Here is a 14,619-nt window from a genome sequence, read left to right as displayed (position 1 = left end):
CCGCAAGGCCGCCCCACCCTGCCCCGCCGCCTGGCGGTCAGGACACCTGCCGGGTGAGGTCGAGCACCATGGCGGTGTAGTAGGGGGCCTCCTCCCACGGGTGGGAGCGCCCGACCTCCCGGTACCCCCAGCTGGCGTAGGCCTTCTGAGCCGCCATCGCCTCCGGCTCGGGGCGCACGGTGAGAGTGACCCGTTCGACATGCAGCCCCTCGCGCAGGAGCGCGTGCAGCGCGGCGGCGACCCCGCGACGCCGCCATGGCTTCACGACGGCAAGTTCGATGACGGCCAGCGTGCGGGCGCCGTCCTCCTGCGTGAAGCCGGCGGGCAGCTCTTCGACGACGCTGGTCCACCACTGGGTGTCGGCGGGGAGCGGATACCCGTAGCTGAACCCGACGACTTCCCCGCCCGCGCGGGCGAGTACCAGCCGCATCCCCGGCCGCCGGGTGTGCGCGTGGTAGTGCTCCACGAACTGCGCGACATCGCTGGGCCCTTCGCGGTACGGCGGCTCGGCGTAGACCTCCTCGTAGACTCCGAGGAAGTCATCGAGCCGCCGGGCGGCGTCGGCGCCTTCGTATATCTCGTACGCCGGCTCGGTGGCGGTCACGCGGCCCCCTTCGTCTGCGTGTACGCGGTCAGCTCCTCGACGGCCGCGCGGGCGCCGGCCGCGTCCTTGCGGCGCAGCAGAGCGGTCACCTCGCTGAGGCGCTTGGTCACGCGTCCGGACTCGACTTCGTCGAGGTGCTCCAGACTGCCGACGGCTTGGGCGGCGCCTTCGTCGACGCGGCCGTCCCGGATCAGGCTGTCGGCCAGCCGCAGGCGGTACAGCGCCCTGTTGCGGCCGTAGGTACGGTCCTGGTGGTCGAGCGCCGCCGCGAGGTATTGCACCGCGGCGCCATGCTGCCCAAGATCGGCGTAGAGGATGCCGTGCGCGTGGTTGAGTTCGGAGTGGCCGTGGAAAGCCGTCCACTCCGGGTCCGGGCGTCCTCTGCCGGTCCGGTCGAGCACGCGCATGGCGTCGGCGAGACGCCGTTCGGCGCCAGTACCGTCGCCCAGCAGTGACAGGGCACGTGCCTCCCGGGTCGCGGTGACCGACTGGAGAGCTGCCGAACCGAGCCGCTCGGCACGCTCCTGGGCGGCCCGGGCCAGCCGCAGTGCTCGGCAACCTCGCCGGCCAGCAGTCGGAGCTGACGCCCGATGGATTCCGGGTAGCTGCGGGTGCTCAATATCCGCCGTACCCGCCGCAGGTGCTTGACCGCCAGAGTGCGTACCTCGTCGCCGCCGTAGGCGTTGTCGAGCTGGAACAGCGAGCGCAGGCCCTCACGGAGTTCCAGGAGGTGGACGGTGCCGATCGCCCCGGTCGCCCCGGCCGGCGTCAGGGGGCGGATGTGCGCGGGCACACCTGCTGCGGCAGCCACACCCGCGGTATCGGCCAGAAACCCACGTCGTTTCACCGCAGGTCCACCTTTCTGCTCGGGAATCGGTCCGGCTCCTCCCACGGTGGCACCCGGCGGTAGCCGGGGGAAACCGAGCAGCGCCGGGCTCACACCGAACATCGCGTGGAGCACTCGCCACGCGGTCAGCCTCGGAGTGGGCGGATCGGGCTGCCGCCAGCGCAGGAACTGACGCTCGGTCACCGTAGCGCTCTCGCCCAGTACGGCCGCCGTCGCCTGGAAGGCCGGTAGGAAAGCCGCCGGTTTTGACCATCCGTGGGCAAGACATGCCTGTTCAAACGGCGTCATGACCTGCATGCGGCAGCACCTCCGGTGATTCCTCTCGCACCGACGGTAGCGGCGCGACAGCGGCTGAAAGTCCGGTGGTGACCAAAAGTCCGGCGGAATGTCCGCCCAAAGGTCGGGTCTGACATGGCGTCAGCGAGTTGGCTCTGTGCAAGGCAGACGACGCGCTGACGCCGCGCGCACATGCACGCCTTGGAGGCACACATGACCGCACGCCCGATCGTCACCCGGGAACGCGCCGCGTCCTGCTACTTCCGCACGACCGTCGACTCCCCGCACCGCAAGGCGCTCGTGCAGATCTGCGAGCCGTGCAACGAGAAGTGCCGGCACTGCTTCGTCAGCGCGACCGGGCGCGGCGCGTACATGCCGCTGGAGGCGGTGCGTGACCGGCTGATCCCGCAGCTTGCCGAATCCCGGGTCACCCGGGTGACGGTGACCGGCGGGGAGCCGTTCATGCACGCCGACCTCATCCAGATCGTCGCCGAGTTCCGCGCCGCGGGCATGGGCGTGGGCGTGTGCACCAACGCGACCATGCCGACCCGCCACCAGATCCAGCGCCTGGCGGAGCTGGGCGCCCACATGAACGTGAGCCTGGACGGATTCTCGCCGGACTCCCACGGTGTCTTCCGGGGGCGCCGCGAGGGTTTCCAGGAGACCGTCGACACCGTCGAGGCCTTCGCCGGGGCCGGTATCCTGCAAGGGCTGCTGTGCACGCCGAACAACCTCGCCGAGGACGAGGAGTACGCCCGGCTCTGCGAGTTCGCGAAGGAACACGGTGCGAAGTACGTGCTGATGAACCCGCTCGGGCAGATGGGGCGGGGCGCGAGCAAGGCCGCGCAGAGGCTGCGCCGTCCGGACGCCCACATGCGGCACATCCAGGAACTGGTGACGCCGTTCGCCGGGGAAGACCTGGACGTCACGCTCATCCGGTTCCCGAACGACGGCAAACCCCTCGCGGGATGCGAGGCCGGCACCATCATCTACGTCTTCACCGACGGCGGCGTGGCGATCTGCCCCTACCTGGTGTTCGCCGCGCGGACGGCGGTTTCCCGGCACCCGCCCACCGACTTCCTGGTCGGCAACGTCTGGGAGCACACGGACATCGCCGCCAGGCTGGACGCCTAGGCGCGGTCGACACCGAACAATGCCCTGTGGTGCCCGAGCGGTCCCGCCCTCTGCCCGTGGTGGGTCTGTCGTGACCGGGCTGTTCGTCTCGATCGACGGTCCGGGCGGGGTGGGGAAGTCGACCGTCACCGCGCTCGTCGCCGAGGAACTGCGTGCCGCAGGCGCTGCCGTGCTTGCGACCCGGGAGCCCAGCGACACCGCGCTCGGCCGGCTCGCCCGCAACGGCACCGACGACTACCGGGGCCTGACGATGGCATGCCTGATCGCCGCCGACCGCCACGCCGACATGCCCGACCTGGCCGTGATCCTCAACGCTCGCGCGGAGGTGCTGGACAAGCGGCTCACCAGCAGGGGAGCGCACAGCAGGTACGAGCGCGCGCCCGGGGGCCCGGCACGGGAATGTGCCGCGTTCCGCGAGGCCGCTAGGTTCCTGATGGCCGCCGGCGTACGCGTCGTCCAGTGCGATGCGAGCACCGACAGCCCGCAGGACGTCGCGCGCCGCGTCCTCGCGGCCGTCAGGGACATCGGAATGAGGGGCAGCCCATGAGCAGGCCCGGCACGCTGGGCGTGGCCACGTTCAACCTCAACAACCCGGGCCTGGCCCGCGCCGAACGCCAACTGGCCTACCTAGCGGCGCGGCCGGAACACCTCCTCGTACTGACGGAGACCGCCGACAGCGCGGGATGCGCCTTCCTTGCCGAGCGGTTCGCCGAGGCGGGGTACGCGGTGACGTTCCCGCGACCCGCACCGCGGGGTGAGCGCGGCGTGATGATCGTCAGCCGCCTCGCGACCCGTCCGGCCCCATTCGCGCTCACCTACCTGCCGCACCGTGCCGTCGCGGTGAGCGTGGACACCGCGGACGGGCCGCTCGACGTGATCGGCCTGTATGTGCCGTCACGGGACGCCTCGCCCGAGAAGACGGAGCGGAAGCGTCGGTGGCTCAAGGAGTGCGCCGCCACGCTGCCCGACGGCCGGACCGGGGCACGTATCGTGCTCGGCGACTTCAACGTCCTGGAGCCCGGCCACACGCCGCGCTACCGCTTCTTCGCGCCGTTCGAATACGCCTTCTACGATGCGTTCGCCGCCGCCGGATACACCGACGCCTTCCGTGCCCTGCACCCTACGGCGCTCGCTTATTCCTGGGTCGGCAGGACCGGGGACGGTTACCGGTACGACCACGCGCACACCTCCGGCCGGCTCGCGGCAGTCCTGCGCAGTTGCTCGTACGTTCATGAGCCGCGCGTCATGGAGGGCCGGCTCACCGACCACTCGGCGCTGGCCGTGCAACTGGCCGTCGCCCCGGCCGGGTTGCTGCCGACGACCGACCCGAAGCAGGCCGGCGAGCTCGCGCCGGTGCTGTTCTGAACCGCCCGTACGGCCCATAGGAGGACATGGCGATGGACGCCGAGACCTGGGAGCAGATCAGCCGTATCCGCCGGTGGCTGGACGATGAGGCCGGGGCGGGGGCGGAGGACGTGCGGCTGCTGCGGGTGCTCAAGATCAGCGAGGAGGTGGGGGAGGTCGCGGAGGCGCTGCACGGGGCGTTGGGGGCGAACCCGAGGAAGGGGGCCTCCCACACATGGGACGACGTCCGCAAGGAGCTGGTGGATGTGGCGGTGACGACGTTCGTGGCGCTGGCGACGCTGTCGGCGGAGCCGGCTGAGGTGTTCGGGAATCGGCTTCAGGAGATCGTCGCCCGCATTGAGCCGTCCGGCGGGGCCACGTAAGGAGTCAGGGGGCGCGCAGGGTGTGGAGGGCGGCGGTGAAGGTGGGGGTGGTGGCGGCCAGGGGGGCGAAGAAGGCCGCGTCGCAGGCTTCTGCCGCCGCTACCGCGGTGTTGGCCAGGGTGGCGCCCTCCTGGGTGAGGGTGAGGGTGCGGGCGCGGGCGTCGTGGGGGTGGGGGGCGCGGGTCAGGAGGGCGCGGGATTCGAGGGTGCGCAGGACCTGGGAGGTCATCATCGGGTCGGTCGCCGCGTGGTCGGCGAGGCGGCGCTGGGTCACCGGGGTGCCCTCGGCCTGGAGGTAGGCCAGGGACGCCAGCAGGACGAACTGGACGTGGGTCAGGCCGTACGGCTTCAGGGCCGCGCGCTGGGCCGCCTGCCAGCGGTTCGTCACCTGCCACAGCAGCAGGCCGGGGCTCTCGTCCGCGGAGGCGAAGCCCGTCGCCAGGCCCTTGCCCGGGTCCGCGGGGCCGGGCTCCGCTGGGCCGGGCTCCGCGGGGGGCGTGCTCATGATTCCGCCCGGGCCTTCAGGCGGTCGAGGTCGGGCTGGAGGGCCGCCGCGATGTTCTTGCCCAGGGCCAGGTTCCAGATACGGGCCAGCGGGCCGCGCAACGTCACCGTCACGTCCACCCGGGTGGCGCCGTCGGGCGTGGTGGAGACCTCGTGGTGGAAGGTGAGGCGCGCGCCGAGCAGGCTGGAGACGTCGGTGAACTCCTTGCCGGGGACCAGGGCCGTCACCCGGAAGGGCACCTTGGGCGCGCCCTTGGGCTTCAGCTCGCCCTTCGCGCCGGCCCGGAAGGGCCCGTCGAGCCGCACCCACTCGGTGTCGGTGTTCCATTCGGGCCAGGTCGCCATGTCGGCCCAGCGCTCGAAGAAGGCGTCGGGGGGCGCGGTGGACGTGATCTGCGCGGTGCCGAGGGTGATCATGTAATTAATATGCGCGCATACTATTGCTGCCGTCAAGGGCAACCATGACCCACGCCTGAGAGACTGACCTGGATGAACGACATGACGAGCGGGCGCGCCCGGGCCCACATCGACCTCGCGGCGCTGCGGGCGAACGTCGCCGCCCTGCGGGCCAAGGCCCCCGGCGCGGCCTTCATGGCGGTGGTGAAGGCCGACGCGTACGGGCACGGCATGGTGCCCTGCGCACGGGCCGCGCTGGAGGCGGGCGCGACATGGCTGGGCGTGGCCACCCCCGAGGAGGCGCTGGCGCTGCGCGCGGCCGGCGTCGGCGGGCGGGTGCTGTGCTGGCTCTGGACGCCCGGCGGGCCCTGGCGCGCCTGCGTCGAGGCCGGCGTCGACGTCACCGTCAGCGCGCACTGGGCGCTGACGGAGGTCACCGCGGCGGCACGGGAGGCCGGCCGCCCCGCCCGCGTCCAGCTCAAGGTCGACGCCGGCCTCGGCCGCAACGGCGCCCAGCCCGCGCAATGGCCCGGCCTCACCGCGGCGGCCCGCGCGGCGGAGCAGGCCGGGCTCATCCAGGTCACCGGCGTCTGGGCGCACTTCAGCTGCGCCGACGAGCCCGGCCACCCCTCGATCACCCGCGAGCTGCAGGTCTTCCGCACCGCGCTGGAGCAGGCCGCCGACGCCGGCCTGGAGCCCGAGGTGCGGCACATCGCCAACTCGCCGGGCACCCTCACCCTCCCCGAGTCGCACTTCGACCTCGTCCGCCCGGGCGTGGCGATGTACGGGATCTCGCCGGTGCCGCAGGTCGGCGGGCCCGCGGACTTCGGGCTGCGGCCGGTGATGACGCTGGCCGCGCGGCTCGCGAGCGTCAAGGCCGTGCCCGGCGGCCACGGCGTCAGCTACGGGCACCACTACGTCACGCCCGGGCCGACGACGCTTGCGCTGGTGCCCGTTGGGTACGCAGACGGTGTGCCGCGGCATGCGTCCGGCGCGGGGCCGGTCCTGGTGGCCGGGAAGTGGCGGACGGTGGCGGGACGGGTGGCGATGGACCAGTTCGTGGTGGACCTCGGCGGCGACAGCGCAGAGCCGGGCGACGAGGCCGTGCTGTTCGGCCCCGGCGACCGCGGCGAGCCCACCGCCGAGGACTGGGCGCGGGCGTGCGGCACGATCGCGTACGAGATCGTCACCCGCGTGGGCAGCCGCGTTCCGCGGGTATACGGCGGGGTGTGACGAGCCGTGGGAGACGGCGTGCGATGGGAACGGGCGGGTCTGGTGGGCGCGGTGATCGGCGTGGCGGCGGCGGGAGCAGCCGCCGGCGTGGCGATCGACCGGCTGACCGTGAGCCGGGGCGTACGCCGCAAGGCGCAGCTCGCGCTCGACGCGGCGGGCCCGTACGGCGCCCTGCGCGGCACGGCGGGCACGGCCGTCGCGGAGGACGGCACGGAGCTCTACTACGAGGTCGACGAGGCCGAGCCGGACGAGCCCGCCGCTGAGCCGCCCCGGCGCGGCTGGCTGCGGCAGCGCCGCGGCGCCCCGGACGCGTCCCCGCCGCGGCTCACCGTGGTCTTCAGCCACGGCTACTGCCTCAACCAGGACTCCTGGCACTTCCAGCGCGCCGCCCTGCGCGGCACGGTGCGGGCCGTCTACTGGGACCAGCGCAGCCACGGCCGCAGCGAGCGCGGCCGTGACCAGGCCGCGGGCGGCCCGGCGACCATCGACCAGCTGGGCCGCGACCTCAAGGCGGTGCTCGACGCGGCCTGCCCCGAGGGCCCGGTGGTGCTGGTCGGCCACTCCATGGGCGGCATGACGGTGATGGCCTTCGCCGATCAGTACCCGCAGTACGTACGCGAGCGCGTCGCGGGCGTGGCCTTCGTGTCGACCTCGTCCGGCAAGCTCGCGGCCGTGACGCTGGGGCTGCCGGCGGTCGGGGCGCGGGCCTTCCGGGCGGTCGCGCCGGGGCTGCTGAAGGTCATGGGCAGCCAGGCCGACCTCGTCGAGCGGGCCCGCAAGGCCACCGCCGAGCTCTTCGCCGGGGTCATCAAGCGCTACTCGTTCGGCTCGGACGTCGAGCCCTCGGTCGCCCGGTTCGCCGAGCGGCTGATCGAGTCCACGCCGATCGACGTGGTCGCCGAGTTCTACCCGGCCTTCACCGAGCACGACAAGGGCGACGCGCTCGCCGTGCTGGACGGGCTGCCCGCGCTGGTGCTCGCCGGCGACAAGGACCTGCTCACGCCGAGCGCGCACAGCACGGAGATCGCCGAGAAGCTGCCGGCGGCCGAGCTGGTCGTCGTCCCCGGCGCGGGCCACCTGGTGACCTTCGAGCGGCCCGACATCGTCGACCCGGCACTCGCCCGGCTCATCGCGCAGGCCGCGGACGCGGTACGCGCCCCGGTCGGCGCGGCCTTGCGGGAACTGGCCGAGAGCCGCACGCAAGGCGATGCACAGGTGGTGTACGGCGGGTGACACGGGCCCGGCGGGCGGCAGGCGGCGCGTAGGCTTCCCGTACATGGGCACACCGCACGAGGACCTGCACCCGACGGGCACGCAGGACCGGCCGACGACCGCCGTCCGCGTCACCGTACGAACCGCCGAGCGCATGCGCGATCTGGGGCGGCGGCTCGCCCCGCTGCTGGGGCCCGGCGATCTCGTCCTGCTCAACGGCGAGCTGGGCGCCGGCAAGACCACGCTGACCCGCGGCCTCGGCGAGGGCCTGGGCGTGCGCGGCGCCGTCACCTCTCCCACCTTCGTCATCGCCCGTGTCCACCCCTCCCTGACCGGCGGCCCGGCCCTCGTGCATGTGGACGCCTACCGGCTGGCCGGCGGATTGGACCAGATGGAGGATCTGGACCTCGACGTGTCGCTGCCGGAGTCGGTGGTGGTCGTGGAGTGGGGCGAGGGCAAGGTCGAGGAGCTGTCGGAGGCGCGGCTCCAGGTCGTGATCGAGCGCACGGTCGGTACGACGCCGGACGCGGACGACGACGCGCGCGTGGTGACGGTGACGGGCGTGGGCCCGCGCTGGGCGCTGGTGGACCTCGCGCCGCTGCTGGAGGCGTGAGCGCGCGCCGGGCGGGGCCGCGAGGGGAATGAACCGACAGGCTGTCGGGAAGATGTTGCGCACGGACGGGCACCCGTGATGTCCTGGTTCCAGGCGCCTGGTTAGGGCTGCCTAACTTCCACCGTTCGGGGAGGCACCATGCCGGCCGACGACCAGCCCCGCTCCCTGCCCGCGCCCACCTTCCGGGACCTCCTCGCCGCCGCGGAGGCGGCCCGCCGGGTCTCCACGCCGCCACCCGCGCCCGCGCAGCCGGCACCCCGGCCGGCGGCTCGCCCGCACGTGCCCGACCAGGACGCGGCCTAGCCCGTCAGGGTGAATTCACGGAGGCCGGGGCGTCGGTGAATCCACGGAGGCCGGGGCCTCGGGCGCGCTTCCGCGCGCTCAGGGCATGACCTCGATCGCGAGCCCCATCGTCGCGAACTGCCACAGCGCCGCGGTGTCCGCCCGCGAGGCCCGGATCGCCGCGTTCTGCTTCTTCGGGTCCGGCTTGTCCAGTGAGCCGTCCACGGCCGCGCTGAAGCCGATGTTCACGCCGTTCGTCATCGCGAACAGCACCGTGTGCTCGACCTGCTTGCCGTCGCCGCCCACGCCCACGTCCCGGCGGAAGAACACGTGGTGCAGCCCCTTGCTGGGCTTCACGTTCCCCGCGACCACCGGATACGTCCGTACGACCTGCGTCCCGTCCACCAGCCACACCCGCTGCAGCGCCAGGCTGTAGACGACGCGCTTGCCTATCCCGGAGTGCAGCGGCAGCGGGAACGTCTTCGGTGTCGGCTTGACCGTCGCGGTCTTCTTCGGCGGGGTCGCCGAATGCGCCGCCGCCGGTGTCTTGGGGGCCGAGCCCGACGCCTGCGCCGCCAGCACGGCGATGACGGCGATCGCCGCCGCGGTCAACCCGGTGACCATGGTGCCGGCCTTGACTGCCACGGGTGTCCTCCCCTCGGGTTGCGCGCTCGCTCCCCGTTGACGGTAGCAGCAGCGGAGACCGCCGCGGCCGGGGCGCGGACCGTGCCCGTACCCTGGGGGCGTGCTGCTGCTTGCCTTCGACACCGCCACACCCGCCGTCACCGCCGCCCTGCACGACGGGGAGCGGGTGCTCGCCGAGTCCACGGTCGTCGACGCGCGCAGGCACGGCGAGTTGCTGGTGCCCGCCGTGGACCGGGTGCTGGGCGCCGCCGGGCGTGCGCTGGCCGACGTCACCGGCGTCGTCGTCGGCGTCGGGCCCGGCCCGTACACCGGCCTGCGGGTCGGCCTGGTGACCGCGACCGCCTTCGGCGACGTCCTGGGCGTGCCCGTGCACGGCCTGTGCACGCTCGACGGGCTCGCGTGGGCGGCCGGCGAGGCGGGGCTGCACGGGCCCTTCACCGTCGCCACCGACGCGCGCCGCAAAGAGGTCTACTGGGCCCGCTACGACGGCCCCGGCGCGCGCGTCACCGAGCCCGCCGTGGACCGGCCGGCCGACCTGCCCGGCGACGTACGGGCGCTGCCCGCGGTCGGCGCGGGCGCCGCGCTCTACCCCGAGCACTTCCCGGACCGCCGCCCCGACCCCGCGCACCAGTCCGCCGGGGCGCTCGCCGCGCTCGCCGCGCACCGGCTCGCCGCCGGGCAGGCGTTCCTGCCGCCGCTGCCGCTGTACCTGCGGCGGCCGGACGCGCAGGTGCCGGCCGGCTACAAGGCGGTCCTGCCGACGTGAGCGACGCCCCCGAGGCCGCCGCGGACGCCGGTACGACGGCCCGTACGCCGCCGGAGGCGGTCGGCGAGGTCGAGTTGCGGGACATGCGGTGGTGGGACATGGACCGGGTGCTCGGCCTCGAACACGACCTCTTCCCGGACGACGCCTGGTCGCGCGGCATGTTCTGGTCCGAGCTGGCCGACACCCGGCACCCGGCGGCGACCCGGACGTACCTCGTCGCCGAGACGCCCGGCGGTCGTATCGTCGGTTACGCGGGGCTGGCCGCGGTCGCCGACACCGGCGACGTGCAGACCATCGCGGTGGCCCGCGACCACTGGGGCACCGGGCTCGGCGCCCGGCTGCTCGGCGCGCTGCTGCGGGCGGCGACCGACGCGGAGTGCCACGAGGTGCTGCTGGAGGTGCGGGTGGACAACACGCGCGCCCAGCGGCTCTACGCACGCTTCGGCTTCACGCCGATCGGCATCCGCAAGGGCTACTACCAGCCGGGCAACGTCGACGCGCTCGTGATGCGCCGCGCCGACCCGGCGGACGCGGTGGCGCCGGCGGAACCGGCCGACCCCGCGGACCCGACCCCGAACCCGGACAACGGCTGAGGAACCCGAGAAACCCATGGCAGACGAACCCCTCGTGCTCGGCATCGAGACCTCGTGCGACGAGACCGGCGTCGGCATCGTGCGCGGGCACACCCTGCTCGCCGACGCCGTCGCCTCCAGCGTCGACGAGCACGCGCGCTACGGCGGCGTCGTCCCCGAGGTCGCCAGCCGCGCGCACCTGGAGGCGATGGTCCCCACCATCCAGCGCGCCCTCAAGCAGGCCGGCGTCGCCGCGAGCGACCTCGACGGCATCGCCGTCACCGCAGGTCCCGGCCTGGCCGGCGCGCTGCTCGTCGGGGTCGCGGCGGCGAAGGCGTACGCGTACGCGCTCGGCAAGCCGCTGTACGGCGTGAACCACCTGGCCTCGCACATCTGCGTGGACCAGCTCGAACACGGCGCGCTGCCCGAGCCGACGATGGCGCTGCTGGTCTCCGGCGGGCACTCCTCGCTGCTGCTCGCGCCCGACATCACCTCGGACGTACGGCCGCTGGGCTCGACCATCGACGACGCGGCCGGCGAGGCGTTCGACAAGGTCGCGCGGGTCCTCGGCCTCGGCTTCCCCGGCGGGCCCGCGATCGACCGGTACGCGCGGGACGGCGACCCCGCTGCGATCGCCTTCCCGCGCGGGCTGACCGGCGGGCGCGACCCGCTCTACGACTTCTCCTTCTCGGGCCTGAAGACGGCGGTGGCGCGGTGGGTCGAGGCGCGCCGCCGGGACGGGCAGGACGTGCCGGTGGCCGATGTCGCCGCGTCCTTCCAGGAGGCCGTCGTGGACGTGCTGACCCGCAAGGCGCTGCGGGCGTGCCGGGACAACGGCGTGGACCACCTGATGATCGGCGGCGGTGTCGCGGCGAACTCGCGGCTGCGCGCGCTGGCGATGGAGCGCTGCGAGAACGCCGGGGTACGGCTGCGGGTGCCGCGCCCGGGGCTGTGCACGGACAACGGGGCGATGGTCGCGGCGCTCGGCGCGGAGATGGTGGCGCGCGGCCGGGCGGCCTCGACCTTCGACCTGCCGGCGGACTCGTCCCTGCCGGTGACGGAGGTGTCCGTGCCGGGGCACACGCACGGGGGCACGCACACCCATACGCACGAGGTCAGCGAAGGCAACCTCTACGGATGACCGTCACCTTGATGTGGGAGGCCGCGGGCGCGCCGGGCCGCGGCCCCGAGCTGCTGGCCTGGGCCCGGGAGGCGGCTGCCGCCGGGCCGCCCGGCTACCTGCGGCGGGAGTTCTTCACCGCGCCGGGCTACCGGGTCCTCGTCCTGACCTGGTGGCCGGCGCGGTCCGCCGCGGTGGAGCTGCCCGCCCCGCCGGCGGAGCTGGTCCGCCGGGACGTCCACCGCTGGCGCTTCACCTCCGTGGAGGTGGCGGAGCCTTAGGGCCCCGAGCCTCAGGCCCCGGTCCCGGTCCCGGCTTGCAGCCGCAGGCCGGTGAGCGTCAGCTCCAGCGCCGAGCGGAACTGGTCGACGTCGTCGTGCCCGTCGAACTCGTCGACGATCTCGTGCACGAACGGGAACTCCGCGGGGTCCAGTTCCCGCCACGCCTGGGCGTAGCGGTGCAGGAAGTCCTCGCGGTTCACCGCGCCGTCCAGCACCTCCTGCGGCGGTTCCTGCCCCAGGTCGACGGCCGAGCCGACGACGACCCCCACGACCGCGGACACCGCGTGGAAGCGCTGCCGGGCGGTGAGGTCGAGGCGGAGGGTCGGCTCGCCGAGCTTCTCGTACAGGCGCAGGGAGTTGCCCTGGACGTCGGTCTCGCGCATGAAGTAGGCGCCCAGCCACGGCCGGTCCACGATCGCGTCGAAGAGCGTCAGGGCCATCGCGCGCAGGTCGTCGATCGGGTCGTCGAGGGCCGGGAGGCGCTCGATGTCGGCCAGCACCGTGCCGATGACGTGGTCGGTGGCGCGGTCGAGCAGCTCCTCCTTGCTCGCGACGTACCAGTAGATGCTGGCCACGCCGCCGCCGAGGCGCTGGGCGAGGGCCCGGAAGGTGAGCGCCTGCGCGCCGGCCTCGTCCAGCAGCGCGACGGCCTCGGTGAGCACGGACTCCATCGAGTGCGAGGCCCGGCGGCGGCCGTCGGGGTGGCGGCTGCGGCGGGCCTCGGCGGTGCGGCTCTGGGGGCGTGCCATGGCTCACATCCCTCGCGATCTTGCGTCGTATCGAACGTTGTTCTATCGTAGCTCATCGTACGGTGTTCGATAGCCGAACCGCGTTCGATAGGAGGACTGCCATGACGACCGCCACGCCGCACCACCCGTCCCGCGCCTACCCGTCCCTGCGGGCGGCGTGGATTCCCCTGGCCGCCCTCTGCCTGGCGTTCTTCGTCGAGATGGTGGACAACACGCTGCTGTCGATCGCGCTGCCCACGATCGGCCGCGACCTCGGCAGCGGGACGACCGCGCTGCAATGGGTCACCGGGGCGTATTCGCTCACCTTCGGCGGGCTGCTGCTCACCGCGGGGTCGATGGCCGACCGGCTCGGCAGGCGCCGGGTGCTGCTCGTCGGGCTCGGCGTGTTCGGCGCGCTGAGCCTGTGCGTGCTGCTGGTCACCACCGCGGGCGAGCTCATCGCGCTGCGGGCCGCGCTCGGTGTCGCCGCGGCGGCGATGGCGCCGATCACGAACTCGCTGGTCTTCCGGCTGTTCGACGACAAGGCGCTGCGGATGCGGGCGATGACGGTGATGATCGTCGTCGGCATGTCCGGCTTCGTGCTCGGCCCGCTGCTCGGCGGCACCGCGCTGGCGCATGTGCGGTGGGAGTGGCTGCTGGTCGTCAACGCGCCCATCGCGGTGCTCGCGTGCGTCGGCGTACGGCTCGGCGTCCCGGCCGACCGGCCCGAGGACCTGACCCGCGACGCGCTCGACCTGCCCGGCGCCGCGCTGAGCGTGACCGCGATCGGGCTCGCCTGCTACTCGCTGACCAGCGGCGTCGACCACGGCTGGCGCTCGGCGATCACCCTCGCCTCGATCGCCGGCGCGCTTGCCGCCGGGTTCGCCTTCGTACGGCACGAGCGGCGCAGCGCCGCGCCCATGCTGGACCTGGCGCTCTTCTCCAACGGCACCGTCCGCGGCGCCGCCATCGCGCAGATCGGCACGTCCGTCGCGATGGCCAGCGTGATGTTCGGGCTGATCCTGCACTTCCAGTACGCCTACGGGTGGAGCCCGGTGCGGGCAGGCCTGGCGAACCTGCCGATGATCGCGACGATGCTGCTGGCGACCCCGCTGTCCGAATGGCTCGCCCGCCGGTTCGGCCACCGCGTGGCCTGCCTCGTCGGCGCGGCCTTCCTGGCCGGCGCGCTGGCCGGCCTGTCGTGGGGCGTGGACCACGGGTACGCGGCGATCGCCGTCTGCATGGTGCTGATGACCATCGGGCTGCGGACCGTCATGACGATCTGCGCGGTCGCCCTCGTCGACGCGATGCCGGCCAACCGCACCTCCATCGGCGCGGCCCTCAACGACACGGCCCAGGAGGTCGGCTCCAGCATCGGCACCGCCCTGGTCGGCACCCTGATCGCCGCCCTGGTCACCACAACCCTGCCGTCCGGCACCTGGAGCACCGCCCTGGTCGCCTCCTTCTTCCACGGCGAACGCATCACCTACGCCGTCATCGCCGCGATCGTCGCGATCATCGGCGTCGGCGGCGCCCTGAGCCTCACCAACTCCCACACGACGGAGGACCACCCCGAGGACCAGCCCACCCCGGAACCCGCCACCGCCACCAACTCCCTCTGACGCCCCCCCGGGCGGCGGACCCCCAAGGCCCGCCGCCCACCCCCTAACCCGCTGGCA

19 protein-coding genes are annotated in these 14,619 nt (G+C 73.6%); 13 read left to right on the top strand and 6 right to left on the bottom strand.

Features of this window, described 5'->3' with window-relative positions:
* Nucleotides 1-37: 37 nt before the first annotated feature.
* Nucleotides 38-604 (bottom strand): GNAT family N-acetyltransferase, encoded by a 567-nt coding sequence (locus HCN08_RS30020; protein ID WP_167986449.1) that lies wholly within the window; start codon nucleotides 602-604, stop codon nucleotides 38-40.
* Entirely contained in the window at nucleotides 601-1,011 is a 411-nt protein-coding gene (locus tag HCN08_RS35840; RefSeq protein ID WP_240970565.1) for a hypothetical protein, read from the bottom strand. The genes HCN08_RS30020 and HCN08_RS35840 overlap by 4 nt, the downstream gene beginning before the upstream one ends.
* A gap of 929 nt (nucleotides 1,012-1,940) precedes the next feature.
* Here HCN08_RS35840 and HCN08_RS30010 point away from each other — a divergent pair.
* The 4 genes from HCN08_RS30010 to HCN08_RS29995 all read left to right on the top strand — a co-directional run bounded on the left by HCN08_RS30010 (nucleotide 1,941) and on the right by HCN08_RS29995 (nucleotide 4,588).
* Nucleotides 1,941-2,861: a radical SAM protein gene (locus HCN08_RS30010; protein WP_240970564.1), complete on the top strand. Its 921-nt coding sequence runs from the start codon at nucleotides 1,941-1,943 to the stop codon at nucleotides 2,859-2,861.
* 70 nt (nucleotides 2,862-2,931) lie between these two features.
* A complete protein-coding gene (locus HCN08_RS30005; RefSeq protein ID WP_322974781.1) occupies nucleotides 2,932-3,408 on the top strand; it encodes a dTMP kinase in 477 nt (158 codons plus the stop codon).
* A complete protein-coding gene (locus HCN08_RS30000; RefSeq protein WP_240970563.1) occupies nucleotides 3,405-4,226 on the top strand; it encodes an endonuclease/exonuclease/phosphatase family protein in 822 nt (273 codons plus the stop codon). The genes HCN08_RS30005 and HCN08_RS30000 overlap by 4 nt, the downstream gene beginning before the upstream one ends.
* Nucleotides 4,227-4,258: 32 nt before the next feature.
* Complete coding sequence (locus tag HCN08_RS29995; protein ID WP_167986447.1) at nucleotides 4,259-4,588, top strand: MazG-like family protein; 330 nt, start codon at nucleotides 4,259-4,261, stop codon at nucleotides 4,586-4,588.
* 4 nt (nucleotides 4,589-4,592) lie between these two features.
* Here the strand turns inward: HCN08_RS29995 and HCN08_RS29990 are convergent, their stop codons facing one another.
* On the bottom strand, nucleotides 4,593-5,093 hold the full coding sequence (locus HCN08_RS29990) for a MarR family winged helix-turn-helix transcriptional regulator (RefSeq protein WP_167986446.1): 501 nt from the start codon (nucleotides 5,091-5,093) through the stop codon (nucleotides 4,593-4,595).
* Nucleotides 5,090-5,509, bottom strand: coding sequence for an SRPBCC family protein (locus HCN08_RS29985; protein ID WP_167986445.1), 420 nt, complete (start codon nucleotides 5,507-5,509; stop codon nucleotides 5,090-5,092). Before HCN08_RS29985 ends, HCN08_RS29990 begins: the two co-directional genes overlap by 4 nt.
* 72 nt (nucleotides 5,510-5,581) lie before the next feature.
* Here HCN08_RS29985 and alr point away from each other — a divergent pair, with 72 nt between their 5' ends.
* The 4 genes from alr (at nucleotide 5,582) to HCN08_RS29965 (ending at nucleotide 8,849) form a co-directional block, all read left to right on the top strand.
* Nucleotides 5,582-6,721 (top strand): alanine racemase, encoded by a 1,140-nt coding sequence (gene alr / locus HCN08_RS29980; RefSeq protein ID WP_167986444.1) that lies wholly within the window; start codon nucleotides 5,582-5,584, stop codon nucleotides 6,719-6,721.
* Between the two features lie 18 nt (nucleotides 6,722-6,739).
* Entirely contained in the window at nucleotides 6,740-7,954 is a 1,215-nt protein-coding gene (locus HCN08_RS29975) for an alpha/beta fold hydrolase (protein WP_322974780.1), read from the top strand.
* Between the two features lie 43 nt (nucleotides 7,955-7,997).
* On the top strand, nucleotides 7,998-8,546 hold the full coding sequence (tsaE, locus tag HCN08_RS29970; RefSeq protein ID WP_167986442.1) for a tRNA (adenosine(37)-N6)-threonylcarbamoyltransferase complex ATPase subunit type 1 TsaE: 549 nt from the start codon (nucleotides 7,998-8,000) through the stop codon (nucleotides 8,544-8,546).
* Nucleotides 8,547-8,684: 138 nt separating this feature from the next.
* Complete coding sequence (locus tag HCN08_RS29965) at nucleotides 8,685-8,849, top strand: hypothetical protein (protein WP_167986441.1); 165 nt, start codon at nucleotides 8,685-8,687, stop codon at nucleotides 8,847-8,849.
* Between the two features lie 78 nt (nucleotides 8,850-8,927).
* On the opposite strand, the gene HCN08_RS29960 is transcribed toward HCN08_RS29965, so the two are convergent.
* Nucleotides 8,928-9,473, bottom strand: coding sequence for a hypothetical protein (locus HCN08_RS29960; protein WP_322974779.1), 546 nt, complete (start codon nucleotides 9,471-9,473; stop codon nucleotides 8,928-8,930).
* Between the two features lie 100 nt (nucleotides 9,474-9,573).
* On the opposite strand from HCN08_RS29960, the gene tsaB reads away from it, so the two are divergent.
* From tsaB to HCN08_RS29940, 4 genes are all read left to right on the top strand, one after another.
* Nucleotides 9,574-10,239, top strand: coding sequence for a tRNA (adenosine(37)-N6)-threonylcarbamoyltransferase complex dimerization subunit type 1 TsaB (gene tsaB, locus HCN08_RS29955; protein WP_167986440.1), 666 nt, complete (start codon nucleotides 9,574-9,576; stop codon nucleotides 10,237-10,239).
* A gap of 83 nt (nucleotides 10,240-10,322) precedes the next feature.
* Complete coding sequence (gene rimI / locus HCN08_RS29950; protein ID WP_167986513.1) at nucleotides 10,323-10,832, top strand: ribosomal protein S18-alanine N-acetyltransferase; 510 nt, start codon at nucleotides 10,323-10,325, stop codon at nucleotides 10,830-10,832.
* A 16-nt stretch (nucleotides 10,833-10,848) separates the two neighbouring features.
* Nucleotides 10,849-11,952, top strand: a complete 1,104-nt coding sequence (tsaD, locus tag HCN08_RS29945; RefSeq protein ID WP_167986439.1) for a tRNA (adenosine(37)-N6)-threonylcarbamoyltransferase complex transferase subunit TsaD — start codon at nucleotides 10,849-10,851, stop codon at nucleotides 11,950-11,952.
* Nucleotides 11,949-12,212: a hypothetical protein gene (locus HCN08_RS29940; RefSeq protein ID WP_167986438.1), complete on the top strand. Its 264-nt coding sequence runs from the start codon at nucleotides 11,949-11,951 to the stop codon at nucleotides 12,210-12,212. Before tsaD ends, HCN08_RS29940 begins: the two co-directional genes overlap by 4 nt.
* An 11-nt stretch (nucleotides 12,213-12,223) precedes the next feature.
* Here HCN08_RS29940 and HCN08_RS29935 read toward each other — a convergent pair whose 3' ends face one another.
* Nucleotides 12,224-12,883, bottom strand: a complete 660-nt coding sequence (locus HCN08_RS29935; RefSeq protein WP_167986512.1) for a TetR/AcrR family transcriptional regulator — start codon at nucleotides 12,881-12,883, stop codon at nucleotides 12,224-12,226.
* A 179-nt stretch (nucleotides 12,884-13,062) separates the two neighbouring features.
* Here HCN08_RS29935 and HCN08_RS29930 point away from each other — a divergent pair, with 179 nt between their 5' ends.
* Nucleotides 13,063-14,562 carry an MFS transporter gene (locus HCN08_RS29930; RefSeq protein ID WP_167986437.1) on the top strand — a complete coding sequence of 500 codons (1,500 nt, stop codon included), beginning with the start codon at nucleotides 13,063-13,065 and terminating at the stop codon, nucleotides 14,560-14,562.
* Nucleotides 14,563-14,619: the final 57 nt, after the last annotated feature.

It is taken from the genome of Actinacidiphila epipremni (genome assembly GCF_012034175.1).
Classification (GTDB): domain Bacteria; phylum Actinomycetota; class Actinomycetes; order Streptomycetales; family Streptomycetaceae; genus Actinacidiphila; species Actinacidiphila epipremni.
The sequence above is the reverse complement of the archived record's forward strand: the minus strand, read 5'-3'. Positions and strand labels throughout refer to the sequence as shown.

What these genes read in the sequence shown, in the direction of transcription:
- HCN08_RS29940 (WP_167986438.1), top strand. Translation starts at nt 11,949, where the DNA reads ATGACCGTCACCTTGATGTGGGAGGCCGCGGGCGCGCCGGGCCGCGGC.
- HCN08_RS30000 (WP_240970563.1), top strand. Translation starts at nt 3,405, where the DNA reads ATGAGCAGGCCCGGCACGCTGGGCGTGGCCACGTTCAACCTCAACAAC.
- HCN08_RS35840 (WP_240970565.1), bottom strand. Translation starts at nt 1,011, where the DNA reads ATGCGCGTGCTCGACCGGACCGGCAGAGGACGCCCGGACCCGGAGTGG.
- HCN08_RS29935 (WP_167986512.1), bottom strand. Translation starts at nt 12,883, where the DNA reads ATGGAGTCCGTGCTCACCGAGGCCGTCGCGCTGCTGGACGAGGCCGGC.
- HCN08_RS29995 (WP_167986447.1), top strand. Translation starts at nt 4,259, where the DNA reads ATGGACGCCGAGACCTGGGAGCAGATCAGCCGTATCCGCCGGTGGCTG.
- HCN08_RS30010 (WP_240970564.1), top strand. Translation starts at nt 1,941, where the DNA reads ATGACCGCACGCCCGATCGTCACCCGGGAACGCGCCGCGTCCTGCTAC.
- tsaE (WP_167986442.1), top strand. Translation starts at nt 7,998, where the DNA reads ATGGGCACACCGCACGAGGACCTGCACCCGACGGGCACGCAGGACCGG.
- HCN08_RS29985 (WP_167986445.1), bottom strand. Translation starts at nt 5,509, where the DNA reads ATGATCACCCTCGGCACCGCGCAGATCACGTCCACCGCGCCCCCCGAC.
- alr (WP_167986444.1), top strand. Translation starts at nt 5,582, where the DNA reads ATGAACGACATGACGAGCGGGCGCGCCCGGGCCCACATCGACCTCGCG.
- HCN08_RS29965 (WP_167986441.1), top strand. Translation starts at nt 8,685, where the DNA reads ATGCCGGCCGACGACCAGCCCCGCTCCCTGCCCGCGCCCACCTTCCGG.
- rimI (WP_167986513.1), top strand. Translation starts at nt 10,323, where the DNA reads ATGCGGTGGTGGGACATGGACCGGGTGCTCGGCCTCGAACACGACCTC.
- HCN08_RS29930 (WP_167986437.1), top strand. Translation starts at nt 13,063, where the DNA reads ATGACGACCGCCACGCCGCACCACCCGTCCCGCGCCTACCCGTCCCTG.
- tsaD (WP_167986439.1), top strand. Translation starts at nt 10,849, where the DNA reads ATGGCAGACGAACCCCTCGTGCTCGGCATCGAGACCTCGTGCGACGAG.
- HCN08_RS29990 (WP_167986446.1), bottom strand. Translation starts at nt 5,093, where the DNA reads ATGAGCACGCCCCCCGCGGAGCCCGGCCCAGCGGAGCCCGGCCCCGCG.